The sequence below is a fragment of the Mesorhizobium sp. KR9-304 genome, assembly GCF_040049215.1.
In the GTDB taxonomy this organism is placed as follows: Bacteria; Pseudomonadota; Alphaproteobacteria; order Rhizobiales; family Rhizobiaceae; genus Mesorhizobium_K.
In genome coordinates, this window is the sequence record NZ_JBDZDN010000001.1 from 522,300 (window position 1) to 536,549 (window position 14,250).

At 65.6% G+C, this 14,250-nt stretch carries 12 protein-coding genes; 4 read left to right on the forward strand and 8 right to left on the reverse strand.

Annotation, left to right across the window (positions count from 1 at the left end):
- Positions 1-16: 16 nt before the first annotated feature.
- Positions 17-3,508, forward strand: coding sequence for a PAS-domain containing protein (locus tag ABLE71_RS02515; protein WP_348783636.1), 3,492 nt, complete (start codon positions 17-19; stop codon positions 3,506-3,508).
- Between the two features lie 5 nt (positions 3,509-3,513).
- On the opposite strand, the gene ABLE71_RS02520 is transcribed toward ABLE71_RS02515, so the two are convergent.
- Complete coding sequence (locus tag ABLE71_RS02520) at positions 3,514-4,173, reverse strand: response regulator transcription factor (RefSeq protein ID WP_348781795.1); 660 nt, start codon at positions 4,171-4,173, stop codon at positions 3,514-3,516.
- 99 nt (positions 4,174-4,272) lie between these two features.
- Positions 4,273-4,734 carry a hypothetical protein gene (locus tag ABLE71_RS02525; RefSeq protein ID WP_348781796.1) on the reverse strand — a complete coding sequence of 154 codons (462 nt, stop codon included), beginning with the start codon at positions 4,732-4,734 and terminating at the stop codon, positions 4,273-4,275.
- Positions 4,735-4,880: 146 nt separating this feature from the next.
- Here ABLE71_RS02525 and ABLE71_RS02530 point away from each other — a divergent pair, with 146 nt between their 5' ends.
- The gene (locus ABLE71_RS02530; protein ID WP_348781797.1) at positions 4,881-5,228 is read left to right on the forward strand and encodes a DUF952 domain-containing protein; all 348 of its coding nucleotides are present in this window, start codon (positions 4,881-4,883) and stop codon (positions 5,226-5,228) included.
- The gene (locus ABLE71_RS02535) at positions 5,228-6,319 is read left to right on the forward strand and encodes a quinone-dependent dihydroorotate dehydrogenase (protein ID WP_348783637.1); all 1,092 of its coding nucleotides are present in this window, start codon (positions 5,228-5,230) and stop codon (positions 6,317-6,319) included. The genes ABLE71_RS02530 and ABLE71_RS02535 overlap by 1 nt, the downstream gene beginning before the upstream one ends.
- Here the strand turns inward: ABLE71_RS02535 and ABLE71_RS02540 are convergent.
- From ABLE71_RS02540 to ABLE71_RS02550, 3 genes are all read right to left on the reverse strand, one after another.
- Positions 6,316-7,656 carry an MATE family efflux transporter gene (locus ABLE71_RS02540; RefSeq protein ID WP_348781798.1) on the reverse strand — a complete coding sequence of 447 codons (1,341 nt, stop codon included), beginning with the start codon at positions 7,654-7,656 and terminating at the stop codon, positions 6,316-6,318. The two genes, ABLE71_RS02535 and ABLE71_RS02540, sit on opposite strands and share 4 nt — an antisense overlap.
- 98 nt (positions 7,657-7,754) lie before the next feature.
- Positions 7,755-8,021 carry a DUF6460 domain-containing protein gene (locus ABLE71_RS02545; RefSeq protein WP_348783638.1) on the reverse strand — a complete coding sequence of 89 codons (267 nt, stop codon included), beginning with the start codon at positions 8,019-8,021 and terminating at the stop codon, positions 7,755-7,757.
- A gap of 76 nt (positions 8,022-8,097) precedes the next feature.
- On the reverse strand, positions 8,098-9,012 hold the full coding sequence (locus tag ABLE71_RS02550; protein WP_348781799.1) for a sugar phosphate isomerase/epimerase: 915 nt from the start codon (positions 9,010-9,012) through the stop codon (positions 8,098-8,100).
- 264 nt (positions 9,013-9,276) lie between these two features.
- On the opposite strand from ABLE71_RS02550, the gene ABLE71_RS02555 reads away from it, so the two are divergent.
- Positions 9,277-10,137, forward strand: coding sequence for an RNA polymerase factor sigma-32 (locus tag ABLE71_RS02555; protein ID WP_348781800.1), 861 nt, complete (start codon positions 9,277-9,279; stop codon positions 10,135-10,137).
- Between the two features lie 71 nt (positions 10,138-10,208).
- On the opposite strand, the gene ABLE71_RS02560 is transcribed toward ABLE71_RS02555, so the two are convergent.
- From ABLE71_RS02560 to thiP, 3 genes are all read right to left on the reverse strand, one after another.
- Complete coding sequence (locus ABLE71_RS02560; protein WP_348783639.1) at positions 10,209-11,651, reverse strand: M48 family metalloprotease; 1,443 nt, start codon at positions 11,649-11,651, stop codon at positions 10,209-10,211.
- 207 nt (positions 11,652-11,858) lie between these two features.
- Positions 11,859-12,617, reverse strand: coding sequence for a thiamine ABC transporter ATP-binding protein (thiQ, locus tag ABLE71_RS02565; RefSeq protein WP_348781801.1), 759 nt, complete (start codon positions 12,615-12,617; stop codon positions 11,859-11,861).
- Positions 12,614-14,224, reverse strand: a complete 1,611-nt coding sequence (gene thiP / locus ABLE71_RS02570; protein WP_348781802.1) for a thiamine/thiamine pyrophosphate ABC transporter permease — start codon at positions 14,222-14,224, stop codon at positions 12,614-12,616. Before thiP ends, thiQ begins: the two co-directional genes overlap by 4 nt.
- Positions 14,225-14,250 lie beyond the last annotated feature (26 nt).

Consider the following 14,250-nt stretch of genomic DNA (forward strand, 5'->3'; position numbering starts at 1 on the left):
GGGAGGAGTTTCGGGCGTGCAAGGCTTCCTCATCGTCATCATAGCCGTTGCCTATGTGACGCTGCTCTTTCTCATCGCCAGCATCGGCGACCGCCGGTCGGCGCGGCGGGGACCTGCACGCAAGCGCCCCTACATCTACGCGCTCAGCCTTGCCATCTACTGCACGTCCTGGACCTTCTTCGGCTCGGTCGGCCTCGCCACCGAGCGGGGGCTCGAATTCCTCGCCATCTACATCGGTCCGGTTCTGGTCTTCGTCTTCGGCTTCCCGCTGCTGCGCCGCATCATTGCGCTCGCCAAGGCCGAGAAGATCACCTCGATCGCCGACTTTCTCGGCGCCCGCTACGGCAAGAGTTTCGCCGTCGCCTCGATCGCCACGCTGATCGCCGTCGTCGGAGCGGTCCCCTATATCGCGCTTCAGCTCAAGGCCATTTCGGGCTCGGTGAGCCTGATGGTCGAGCATTACAACGGCACGCCGCTGTCCTTCGATCCCTTCGTCAGCGACGTCTCGCTGATCATCGCCATGCTGCTGGCGCTGTTTGCCGTACTGTTCGGCACGCGCCACGCCGACGCCACCGAGCACCAGGACGGGCTGATCCTCGCCGTCGCCGTGGAATCCGTCGTCAAGCTTGCGGCTTTCCTCGCCGTCGGCGTTTTCGTCTTCTTTTTCCTGTTCGAGAGCCCGCAGGGCCTGTTCGACGCGCTCGGCGCCAACGCGCAGGTGCAGGCCTCGCTCGACTACCGCACCTCGCTCGGCACCTGGCTGGTGATGACGGCGCTCAGCGGCTTCGCCATCATCATGCTGCCGCGCCAGTTCTACGTGATGATCGTGGAGAACCGCGCCGAAACCGAGCTTCGCACCGCGACCTGGGTTTTCCCGCTCTACCTGATCGCCATCAACCTCTTCGTCCTGCCCGTCGCACTCGCCGGGCTCGTGCTCGTCGGCGACGCCACAGGCAGCGACCTTTACGTGCTTTCGCTGCCGCTGCTCCACGGCCACGACCTGCTTGCCATGGCAGCCTTCATCGGCGGCCTGTCGGCAGCGACCGCAATGGTCATCGTCGCCAGCGTCGCGCTGTCGATCATGGTTTCCAACGATCTCGTCATCCCGCTGTTCGTGCGGCGGCTGCTCAAGGGCGAGCCCGCCGAAAACGGCGACTGGTCGAACCTGATCCTCAACATCCGCCGCGCGTCTATCTTCATCGTCCTGTTCGTCGCCTTCCTGTATTATCGCGAGAGCACCAACAATGCGCGGCTGGCATCCATCGGGCTGATGTCCTTCGCGGCTATCGCCCAGTTCGCGCCATCCTTCTTCGGCGGACTGATCTGGCGCCGCGCCAATGCGCGCGGCGCGGCGCTCGGCATGGCCGCTGGCATCGTCGTGTGGGCCTACACGCTGCTCCTGCCGTCGCTTGCCGCGCCCGATACAGGCATCCTGATCAATGGGCCTTTCGGCATCGACGCCCTGCGACCGCACGCGCTGTTCGGCACCGAGGCCGAACCGCTCAACCATGGCGTCATGTGGAGCTTGTCGATCAATCTCATCTTCTTCATTCTCGGTTCGCTCTCCCGCGCGTCGGTGCCGCTGGAGCGCATCCAGGCCGCGATCTTCGTGCCGCGCGACTCAGGCCCGATGCCGAGCCTTAAGCGCTTCCGCACGGCGATGACCGTCAACGACCTCAAGGACACGATTTCGCGCTATCTTGGCGTCGAGCGCACCGAGCGCTCGTTCCAGACCTTCGAGGCCAACAACGGCGCGCTGAACGGCAACGAGCAGGCGGGAATGGACGTCATCCGCTTCTCTGAACAGCTGCTCGCCAGTGCGGTCGGCTCCTCCTCGGCGCGGCTTATCCTGTCGCTGCTGTTCAAGCGCGGCGACAGCGCCTCCAAGGACACGTTCAGGCTGCTCGACGATGCGACCGAGGCGCTGCAGCAGAATCGCGACCTCCTGCAGATCGCGCTCGATCAGATGGAGCAGGGCATCACCGTCTTCGACCAGGATTTCCGCCTGACCTGCTGGAACCGGCAGTACCGTGCCCTGTTCGACCTGCCCGACGAGATGGGCCAGGTTGGCGTCTCGCTCGTCCAGATCCTGAGGCATCTGGCGCGGCGCGGCGACATAGCTTCGGACGCCCAGGTCGCGATCCTCGACCGCATGACAACCTTCGGTACCCCCTGGCAGATGGAGCTGAAGACCAGCGGCCGCATCATCGAGCTGCGCTCCAACCCGATGCCGGACGGCGGCATCGTCGCGACCTATACCGATATAACGCAGCGGGTGGAGGCGGACCTTGCGCTGAAGCGCGCCAACGAATCGCTGGAACAGCGCGTCGCGCGCCGCACCGCCGAGCTCACCCGCGTCAACGAGGAGCTGGCGCAGGCGCAGATGTTCGCCGAGGAAGCCAACCTCGGCAAGACACGCTTCCTGGCGGCGGCCGGCCACGACATCCTGCAACCGCTCAACGCCGCCCGCCTCTATTGCTCGTCGCTGATCGAGAAGGCCGGCAAGGGGCATGCGGGCGAAGCCGCCGCCAACATCGAATCCTCGCTGGAATCGGTCGAGACCATATTGGGCGCCGTGCTCGACATCTCGCGGCTCGACGCCGGCGCGATGAAACCGGTCGAGACGGCCTTCCGGCTGGACGGGCTCTTGCGCCAGATCGGCACCGATTTCCAGCCGCTGGCGGCCGAAAAGAAGCTCGACCTCAGGATCGTACCGTCCTCGCTGGTGGTGCGCACCGACCGCAACCTGTTTCGCCGCCTGATCCAGAACCTTGTCTCGAACGCGGTAAAGTTCACGCGCAGCGGCCGCATCCTGGTTGGCGTGCGCCGTCGCGGCGAACTCGCCGAGATACAGGTCTACGACACCGGCATCGGCATCCCCGTCGACAAGCTCTCCTCGATCTTCGGCGAATTCACGCGCCTGGAGGAAGGCGCGAAGGAAGCGGAGGGGCTCGGGCTCGGGCTCTCCATCGTCGATCGGATCGCGCGCGTGCTGAGGCTCGAGCTGCAGGTCGATTCGGGCCGCGGCAAGGGCACGCGCTTCTCGGTCATCCTGCCGGTCACGGACGCGGAGGAGCCGGCGGCCGTCGCCGAAGCCGCCCCGCCGGTTCAGGCGGCGGTCGCGCTGAACGGCATGGCGGTGCTCTGCATCGACAATGACCGGCGCATCCTCGAAGGCATGCGGCTCCTGTTCGAGGGCTGGGGCTGCACGGTGTTCACGCATTCAGGCTGGAAATCGATCGAGGACGCCGGCGCGAACTTCACCCCCGACGTCATCCTCGCCGACTACCATCTCGACGGCGAGAACGGGCTCGACGTGATCCGCAAGCTGCGCGCCCGTTTCGGCGCGGCGACGCCGGCCGTCCTCGTCACCGCCGACCGCTCGAACGAAGTGCGCGAGGCGGCCGACCTGATCGACGTGCCCGTCATCAACAAGCCGCTGAAGCCTGCCGTCCTGCGTTCGTTGATGACGCGCTTGCGCCGCATGACGCCGGAGGCCGCGGAGTAGTCGCCTCAGCCCGCTGCCTGCAAGGGATCCGCGCCTATCCTGGAGAGCAGGATCACCGCCTGGGTGCGGCTGTCGACGCCGAGCTTGTGCAGTACAGCCGAGACATGCGCCTTTATCGTCGCTTCGGACACGCCTAGTTCGTAGGCGATCTGCTTGTTCAGGAGCCCTTCCGCCAGCATGCCCAGCACACGCGTCTGCTGCGGCGTCAGCGACTGCAGCCGCTTGATCAGGTCGGATATCTCCGGGTCGCGCTCGACGCCGAGGTCGATGCCCGCCGGCGCGGTCACGCCGCCGCCAAGCACCGTCTCCACCGCGCCGCGTATATCCTCCATGCTGGCCGACTTCGAGATGAATCCGGACGCACCGAGTTCCAGCGAGCGGCGGATGGTCTCGGGATCGTCATGCGCCGAAACCACCACCAGCGGAACCGCTGCGTTGATTCCCCTCAGCGAAATCAGGCCGGACAGGCCCGCGGCGCCCGGCATGGCGAGATCGAGCAGCACCAGGTCGATGTCGTCATTGCCCGCCACGATCGCCTTGGCGCTGTCGAAATCGCCGGCCTCGAGGATCGTCGCGACGTTGCTCACCCCCGCCAGCGCCTGCTTCAGCGCGCCGCGGAACAGCGGATGATCGTCCGCGATCACGAACTTGTAGCCAGGCGACAAATACCCCTCCCGCTGCGCCGCGCCTTGTGTCTCGTGTGGACGCTTCCGCCGATTATGCGGCGGCTGGCCCCTTCAGGCAAGAATGCCGGCGTTCCAAGCTTACGTCTTGTCCGCGCCGGGCTCGGCCGGCTTCGAATTCTCGTTCTCGAAATCCCTGACGATGCCCATGAAGCTGCGGAAGAAGCGCTCCATATAGCTCATCGTCTTGTTGAAATCCTCCTCCGTGGGCAAGGTCTTCTCGATTTTCGCCGTCAGCGAGTTTTCGAGCGCCGCGACCCGATCCTCCAGCACATTTACACCCGCCAGGCGGTCTTCGAGCGCCTTGATGTCGTTCTGCAGCCGCTCGATCTCGTCCTGCACGGCGGTCCGCTCGTCGGCCGCCATCTTGCAGACGAGCTCGCCCCATTTCTCCTGGCAGACCGACATCTCGCCGGTCCTGGTGTCCATGCGGACATAGCCGTTGGGCGTCTTTTCCAGCCGGTAGCGATCGGGCTCGGTCGCGGACGCTCCGGTCAGCAGTGACAGAAGCAGAAGCGGGGAAATGATGGCGATACGGGACATGGCATCCTCCACTCGCTTGATCTGGCCGAAGCCGTAGTCCACCCAAGCGGCATTCTACACGATTCTCGAACTGCTTTGCGCCGAAATTGGGGACTTGACGAAGGCAGCGCCTTCCGCGCCCGCCGCAATCGGCCTATAGCCGCGTCATGACTGACATCATCTACAAGATCTGCGCGGAGGCCTTGTGGCGCGAGGCCGAGAAGGCCGGCCGCTTCGGCGGCGCGCCGGTCGATCTCGCTGACGGATACATCCATTTCTCGACCGCCGGGCAAGTCAGGGAAACCGCCGCCAAGCACTTTGCCGGCCAGCGCGACCTGCTGCTCGTCGCAATCGACGCCGAACCGCTCGGAGAGGCGCTCAAATGGGAGGTTTCGCGCGGCAGGGCGCTGTTTCCGCACCTTTACGCCCCGCTCGATCCTGGTGCGGTCCTCTGGACCAAGCCGCTGCCGCTCGGCGCGGACGGCGCCCACGTCTTCCCGGCAGAGCTCGCATGATGCTCGGCGTGCTCGAAAAGCTTGGGCGCCGGGCGCTGTTCTGCCTCGACCCCGAAACCGCGCACGGCCTGTCGATCCAGGCGCTGAAGTCGGGCGTGCCTGTCGCCTTGTCGCCGCACTACGATCAACGGCTGAGGACGACCGTGGCCGGGCTCGCCTTCGACAATCCGCTCGGCATGGCGGCCGGCTATGACAAGAACGCGGAAGCGCCGGATGCGCTGCTCAGGCTCGGCTTCGGTTTCGTCGAGGTCGGCACGATCACGCCGCTGCCGCAATCGGGCAACCCGAAGCCGCGTATCTTCCGGCTGACCGAGGACCAGGCGGTGATCAACCGGCTCGGCTTCAACAACGAAGGCCACGATGCGGCGGAGCGGCGGCTGGCGGCGCGTGCCTGGCGAGCGGGTACGGTCGGCGTCAACATCGGCGCCAACAAGGACAGCGCCGACCGCATGCGCGACTACGAGCTCGGCGTCGAACGCTTCGCGGCGCTCGCCTCCTATCTTACGGTCAACATCTCCTCGCCCAACACGCCCGGCCTGCGCGACATGCAGGCGCGCGCCAGCCTTGCCGAGCTGCTTTCGCGCGTGGTGGCGGCGCGGGACGCGGTAATCCTGAAGGCCGGGCGCAAGGTGCCCCTGTTCCTGAAGATCGCGCCCGATCTCCATCAGGCCGACCTCGAGGACATCGCCGCCGAGGTGCTGGAGAACAGGCTCGAAGGGGTGATCGTGTCGAACACCACGATCGCCCGCCCTGCCCTCAAATCCTCGGCGCATGCGGCGGAGGCGGGCGGCCTGTCAGGCCGGCCGCTGTTCGAGCGCTCGACCATCGCTCTGGCCAAGATGCGCAAGCTGCTTGGACCCGATGTCGCGATCATCGGCGTCGGCGGCGTCGACAACGCAGAGACGGCGCTCGAAAAGATCCGCGCCGGGGCAAATCTCGTCCAGCTCTATACCGGCATGATCTATGCGGGACCCGCCCTGCCCGGTCGAATCCTCAAGGGATTTTCGCGGTTCCTAGACAAGGAAGGACTGCGCTCGCTGGCTGAAATCCGAGATACCCGCCTCGGCCACTGGGCGGACAAGGCGCTTTAGAAAGCCGTCCTCAACTTGAAGCGCAGCGTCGCAAGCAAGCTAATGCCACGGCTCAGCAGAAAGACGTGCAGCGCCGCCCAGAGGCCGCTGTTGCCGAACGCCGGGGCCAGCACGATCAAAGCCGCGGCGAAGACAAGGAACGACGCCAGCATCATGTTGCGCATGTCGCGCGACCAGGTCGCGCCGATGAAGACGCCGTCCATCTGGAAGGCAAGCACGCCGCTCAGCGCCGTGAAGGCCGCCCAGGGCAAATAGGTCACGGCAGCGGCCTTGACGTCCTCGGCGGTTGTGATGACGCCGATCAACTCCGTGCCAAAGGCAAGCGCGACCAGCGTCGCCGCGGCTGCCAGCGCAAGGCCCCAAAGGACGGTCAGCCAGACCGCGCGCCGGAAGGCGCCGACATCGCGCGCTCCGACCGCGCGGCCGGCAAGCTGCTCGGCCGCCGTGGCGAAGCCGTCGAGGAAGAAGCCCGCGACCATGAAGAAGTTCATCAGCACGGCGTTGGCGGCGAGCGTCACGGTGCCGAACTGCGCGCCCTGTCTGGTGAAAAGCGCGAAGGCCGCCAGCAGCGTGAACGATCGGATCATGATGTCGCGATTGAGCGAGATCATCCTGCCGAACGCCCGGCGATCGAAGAGACGGCCCCGCGCGATTGGCTGCCCGCCGGCAAAGCGGCGCAGCACGATCGCCAGTCCGAGCAGCATGGCGGCGAGTTCGCCGCCGAACGTGCCCCAGGCGACGCCTGCAATGCCCCAGCCGAGCTTCAGGCCGAAAAGGATCGACAGCAAGATGTTGATGCCGTTGAGGACCAATTGCAGCATCAGCCCCAGAGTGCCCTCCCCGCGCCCGAGCACGTAGCCGAGGATGGCGTAGTTGATCAGCGAGAGGGGCGCCCCCAACAGGCGGATGCGGACATAGGTTTCCATTGCGTCGCCAACGCCCTGGTCGGCGCCCATGAACCACCGGCCGAACCAGACGAAAAGCGGAGCCAGCGCGGCAAGCACAAACCCGGCGATCAGGGCAATGGCAAAGGCGCGCCAGAACACTGCCTGCTGCTCGACCTCGTCGCCGCGGCCAACAGCCTGCGCCACCAGGCCGGTCGTGCCGGAGCGGACGAAATTGAAGGTGGTGAAGACGATGTCGAAGACCAGAGCCCCCGTTGCGAGGCCGCCGAGCAGCGCCGCGTCGCCGAACTGGCCGACGACAGCCGTGTCGACCAGACCAAGCAGCGGGGTCGTCAGATAGGCGAGCGTCATCGGCACGGCGATCGCCAGCACCGTGCGATGGGTCACCGAAAACGGCCGGACCGCCATTGAAGGGTGCGAGGTTTGGTCCATTTCCTGCCTTCCGGAGACCGGTCTGCATCAGTCCCAGGCCCGGAGCAATCGTCCGGCCGCTTGCGGCCAAGCAAAAAACCGGCAGTCGCGAACCGCGGTCAGCGCCGGTAGCTGAATAGCCTGAGCAGGATGAAGGCCGGAACGACGATGGCGGCTCCGAGCAGGAAGTAGCCTAGGAAACGCTCGATCGCCGAAAAGCCCATGTTCCAGATGTCGAGGAAGAAGTCGCGAATGCCTTCCAGAACGTCGAACGGCGACCAGCCGAAGGCGTGCATGACCACGCCGACGAGAAAGGAAATGACGATGAGCTTGATCAGCACGCGAAGCGGCGAATCGCCGAGAAAACGGTCCAATGCCGACAAGATGGTTCTCCAATGCTGCCGTCACGACATACGCATTCGGCCAACCGCGTTCAAGCCATGGCGTCTGCCTCGGCGGCTGTTACTTCACGAAGGGCCTGAGCACGTCGCGGGCAAGCAGGAAACCGCGCTTCACGGCAGCGTCGCTGCCCTCGAACCTGCGGTCCTCGTGCTCGATGATGACAGGGCCGTCGTAGCCGACGCGGTAAAGACCCGAGAAAAAGCCGTTCCAGTCGACCTCGCCGAGGCCCGGCATGCGCGGGATCTGCCAGCCAATGCCTACCGACATGATGCCCCGCTCGTAGAGCCCGTCGCGATCGATCATGAGGTCCTTGGCGTGGACATGGAACATATGCGGCCCGAACTCGCGGATGAATCGTCCCTGGTCGATCATCTGCCAGACCAGGTGCGACGGGTCGTAGTTCATGCCGACCTCGCCTTTCCACTCCTCGATGATGCGGCGCCAGACATAGGGCGAATACGCGATGTTGTGCCCGCCCGGCCACTCGTCATAACTGAAGATCATCGGGCAGTTCTCGAAGGCGAGCCTGACACCGTTGTCGCGCGCGAAGGCGATGATGTCCGGCCAGACCTTGCGGGCCTCCTGCCAGTTGGCCTCGACGTTTTGCGAGGCGTCGCCGCCGCAGAAGGTGTTGACTAGGCCGACGCCCATCCTGCCGGCTCCGGCGATGACCTTCTTGAGGTGCTCGATGACCGCCTTGCGGTGCGCCTTGTCGGGATGCAGCGGGTTCGGATAGTAGCCGAGCGCGGAGACCTCAAGGCCTTTCTTCTTCAACTTTGAGACGATGGCCTTGCCTTGCGAAGCGGTGATCGAGGCCACGTCGATATGGCTGGTTCCGGCATAGCGGCGCGTGGGACCCGACGATTTCGGCCAGCAGGCGATCTCCAAAGCCTCGAAACCCGACAAACTCGCCCAATCGGCGATCCCATCGAGCGGCGTTTCCGGAAAGGGTGCGGTCAGCAATCCGAGCTTCATGACAATCTCCCGATCTATTGATCCCAACGAGGCCGCTGAACGCTTTCCCCCGCGCACCACGCTTATCAAAGGAAGACGCGCCGCTGGCAAGGCAGTTTCCCACCGGCGACTCGATGGCCGGCGAGTTGGGGATGTCACCCACAAGTCAGCCAGGGAACATTTGCCGCCGTTGCGCGTTTGCAGTTTTTGCGCGCGTCTTGCCGGCGTCGCGTAAGCGTGGCCGCCGGCTTCGCGGACGGTCGCGCCAAGCATCGGGAGCGCCGCGTGAGCCACGAAAGCATCGATCGGACGCTGGTCAGGGCTGCGATGCGAGCGCCTTATCTCGAACGCGGCGAGGAGCACGACCTCGCCGTCCGCTGGAAAGAGAATCGCGATCAGCAGGCGCTCCACCAAATCACAACGTCTCACATGCGGCTCGTCATATCGATGGCCTCGAAGTTCCGTCATTTCGGCCTGTCGATCGGGGATCTGATCCAGGAAGGCCATGTCGGCCTGCTGGAGGCCGCGGCCCGCTTCGAACCGGAGCGCGACGTGCGTTTTTCGACCTATGCGAGCTGGTGGATACGGGCTTCGATCCAGGACTACATATTGCGCAACTGGTCGATCGTGCGCGGCGGCACGAGCTCGGCGCAGAAGGCCCTGTTTTTCAACCTCAGGCGGCTGAGGGCACGTCTGGCGCAGGGATCGGAGTCGCTGTCGAACGTCGCCATCCGCCGGGAAATCTCGATGGCGCTCGGCGTGTCGGAAGCCGATGTCGCGCTTATGGATTCACGCCTTTCCGGATCCGACACCTCGCTCAATGCGCCAATGCTCGACGACAGCGCATCTTCGGCCGATCGCTCCGACTTCCTCGTCTCGGACGGTCCGCTGCCGGACGAAATCGTCGAGGAGACGATCGATATCGAACGCCGCGCAGTGTGGCTCAAACACGCGCTTGGCGTGCTCAACGAACGCGAGATGAAGATCATCGAGCAGCGGCGCCTGTCGGAAGACGGCGCGACGCTGGAAGCTCTCGGCGAAACTCTCGGCATCTCGAAGGAACGCGTACGCCAGATCGAAAGCCGTGCGCTGGAAAAGCTCAAATCCGCGCTGATCAAGCAGGGGTCCGGCTTCATCGCCGCATGACCGAATCCTTGTTTGTCGCAATTCCTAGGGAAAACCGGTTTCCACTTTTCCTGGAATTGCTCCGGGCGCCGTCAGCTATCCGTGATGATCTTGACCTTGTCGCCGGCAGAGACGGCGGCGCCGGGCGAAAGCGCGTTCAGGACCCGGAAAAGCTCGAGCTTCCGGTCGACGCCGACCATCGACGCGGCGATCGACCCTACCGTCTGGCCCGGCCTGACTGTCACGATGCGCACCCTCAGCGGCTTCAGCGAAGCCTTGTCGCGGGCGGACAGCACCTTGAAGCTGCCCCCGACCGTCTGGGCTGTCGCGTCAAGCTGATCGCTCGCCATGGGCGCGGCCGTGAGCAGCCTGTACACTTGGCCCGAAGCCCTGATTACCGTGATGTCGAATTTCCAGCCGTCAGCGGCGGCGCGGGCGGTGGCGGCCTCATTGCCGTTTATTGTCAGCGTGCGAATGCTCGAAGGATCGAGACCGGCAACCCAGCCTGAGCGGATGTAGTCGGCCAGTTGCGTGCGCCCGTTAAGCGTTACCCCGTCGAAACGCACTGCAAGCTCGCCCGGTCCCGTCGCCGTCACGGCAGCGGCGCTGTTGTCGATGACGAAGCCCGGCGGCACCGAGAAGGAGATGCCGAGGCGCGGGTGCAGGAACGTGTTGCCGCGCACGAAACCTTCCTCCGGCGTATCGCCGTAGAGTAATCCGTCAATGCCGGCGAGGAAGGAATCGCGATCGCGCGCGCCCTGCCCGGGTGGCCCGAACTGGCGGGCATGCCGCTGTGCCAGCTCGATGCGCTGGGGGGCGTTCGGATGGCTGGCCAGGAAGTCGAGGCTGGCGTCGGTCGCGCCACTCACCGAGCGGAAATCAGTATAGGCCGACATGGACTGAAGGAAACGTCCCGCCGCATTGGGGTCGAAGCCGGCCTGGCCGCTGGTCCGGATGCCGATGGCGTCGGCCTCCAGCTCCTGGTTGCGCGAGAACTGCGCCAGCCGGAGCTTGCCGCGGATCAGCGCCATGCTCGCGTTCGGATTCGTACTGAGCACGTCGGTCACCACCTTGGTGGCAAGCACCTCCTCGGCTTCCTTCTGCTGGCGCTGCAGGCCGTGATTGGCGGTGACATGGCCCATCTCGTGAGCGACAACGGCGGCAAGTTCGGCTGAATCGTTGGCCAGAGCCAGCAAGCCGCGGGTGATGTAGAGATAACCGCCAGGCAGCGCGAAGGCATTCACGTTCGGGGAATTCAGGATCGTGATGCGGTAAGCCTGCTGGGGATTGCCGGACACGGTGGTGAGGCTGCCGACGACCTTGGCGACCATGCGCTCGAGCTTGGGATCGGAATATTCGCCGCCATAGGTCGCAAGGATGCGCGGATGCTGGGCCTTGGCGAGCTCGGCCAGCCTGTCGTTGCGGGAAACGGAATCGACGGTAACGGGTGTCTCGGACGGGCGGAATGCCGATTCCTTGATCTGGCCGCCCGTCGAGAGGCTGGAGAGCGCCTGGCAGCCGGCAAGCAACGCCATCAGCCCCACGGCGGCGGCAAGGCGCGCGACGTGGTTCAGCGGGCGGGACGGCCGCGAATTGGTCCCTCCTCGGCTGATCTTGCAGAACGGCAGCACAATGTCCTTTCGGTTGACGGCGCGCCGGCCTTTGGGAATCGGCGCCGCCTCAATCTGCTCTCGGTTTGCCAATACCATAAAATGGCCCCTAAAGCGTGATTTGATCGTAAATTATGTCCGCTTCCGGGCAAATTCCGTGATGTCGGTTCCGATATAGCGTCGAAACGCTTCAGGACCAGTCTCGTCGAAGAAGGTTTCGACAGCTCCAGTCGCCGCGACGGCGCCTTCCTCCAGGAAAACCATGTCTTGCGCAATCAGCCTGGCGTCCCCAGGCTGGTGCGTCACGAACAGCACGGTCATGGCCCGCTCCGCCTGGACGCCGACGAGCAGTTCCAGCATGTCCTCGCGAAGGGCCGGCCCGAGCGATCCGAACGGCTCGTCGAGCAGGAGAACGGGGCGGTTGCGAACCAGGATGCGCGCGAGCGCCACGCGCTGCCGCTCGCCGCCCGAGAGTTCACGCGGCAGACGATGGTCCTTGCCGGCAAGGCCGGTGCGCTCCAGCGCGGCGGCGACCGCCGCCCTGTCGGCCGGCGTGAGGCGCAAGGACGGCGACCGCCCCAGCCCTACATTGGCGGCGACGTCGAGATGAGCGAACAAATTGTTCTCCTGGAACATCATGGAGACCGGCCGGGCGGCTGGCGGAACCGCCGTCACGTCGTTGTGGCCGATGAACACCCGGCCCGAATCCGGCTTCTCGAACCCGGCGACCAGGTTGAGCAGCGTCGACTTTCCCGAGCCGCTCGGTCCCATGACGGCGGTGATTGCCGCGGGCCTGATCTCCACGTCGAAGCGCATCTGCGCTTCGCCGTAGCTGAAGCGCACATCGTCGAGGCGGACGGCCGCGCCGGCCTGCTGAACATGTTCACTCAAGCGGCCCGCTCCTTCCCGAACCAGTCGGCGAGAAATACCAGCACCAGGCAGAGCAGGCCCAGCATTAGCGCCAACCCCGCGGCGTCGTCGGTGCGGTAGGAGCCGAGGCGGGCAAGCAGGAGATATGGCAGCGTCTGGACGGAATCGCTGCCGAACAGCGCAATCACACCGAGATCTCCGAGCGACAGCGCCATGGCGAAGGCGAAGCCGGTGGCTATCGGCCTGCGCACCACGGGCCAGTCTATCAGCCTCGCCCGGTTCCAGCCGCCGATGCCGAGCTGGGCGCACAGCCGGTCGTTGCGCTCAGCCGCAGCATCGTAGGCCGGGCGGATGGCCCGGATGGCGAAGGGCATCGCCATCACGGCGTTGACGGCGACGACCATGACCGGAGCAGCGGCGAAGAGAAATTCGGTGTGCCGGAGCAACACGAACCAGCCCGCCCCGATGACGACTGGCGGCACGACCAGCACGAAGCCGGCCCCGGTGCCCGCCGCGCTTTCGAGGAAGCCCGCCCCCTTGGCGTGTCGTCTGGCAAGGGCCTGGCGCGCAGCCGCCAGAGACAGGGCGATGGAGACGGACAGAACCGCCGAAAGGACGGCCAGAACAATGCTGGTCGCCGTCGCCCGCCGGACCGTGGGGTCCGTCGCAAGACGGCCAAGGTCGGCCGCCAGGCCGGCAATCAGCGTGGCGGCCATGGGCGCGGCGACAAAGAGCAAGGCCAGGACGACAAGCGCGGCATTGAAAGCAGTTTCCGTTCTTCCGATCGTGACGAATTTGCGCGACGAGACCGGCAAGCTCGCGTCGATCGCGGCATTGGCGCCAAGGCGGGCCAGCACGGCCAGGACGATGGCCGTCAGCGCGATCTGCAAAACGGTAAAGGTCACCGCCCGCGCCGGATCGAAATCGAAGCGCAGCGCTTGGTAGATGGCGACCTCGAGCGTCGTCGCGGCGGGTCCGCCGCCAAGCGTCAGCACGATGGTGAAGGAGGTAATGCAGAGCATGAAGACCAGGCCGGCGACGCCCGGCAGAGCCGCGCGCATGGCCGGCCACTCGATCAGCCGGAACGAGGCCGCCGGCCCCATGCCGAGCTGGCTCGCCAGCCGCCATTGATCGGCAGGCAAGGTATCGAGCGCTTCGAGAAAGAGCCTCGCCGCCAGCGGCAGATTGAAGAAGAAGTGGGCGACCAGAATGCCGGAAAGCCCATAGATGCCCGGCCAATCGCCGCCGACCAGCGTCGACAGCGGCGCGGCGAGGATGCCGGCGCGCCCGAGCAACGCGAGGATGCCGAGCGCGGCGACGATCGCCGGAAGCGCGAGCGGCAGGGCGAAAAGCCTGAGGATGAAGGCACGGCCCGGAAAGGCCGGATGACGCGACAGCGCGCGCGCCACGAAGATAGCAGGCACCACCGACAGGGCCGTCGACAGCGCGGCCTGACAAAGGGTGAAGCGGACGGTCCTGCCCAGATAGGAATCGAAGGCGGCCGCCGCGCCGCCGACGTCGCGCAGTCCCTCGGCCAGCAGCCCCGCGAATGCGCCGCCTATCAGCAGTGCGATGGCGGCAAGGGCGAGGATGCCGGCGAGGATGCGGGGATCGCGCGATCCGCTCACCGCGGCGGAGCCTTCATGGCAGCAGC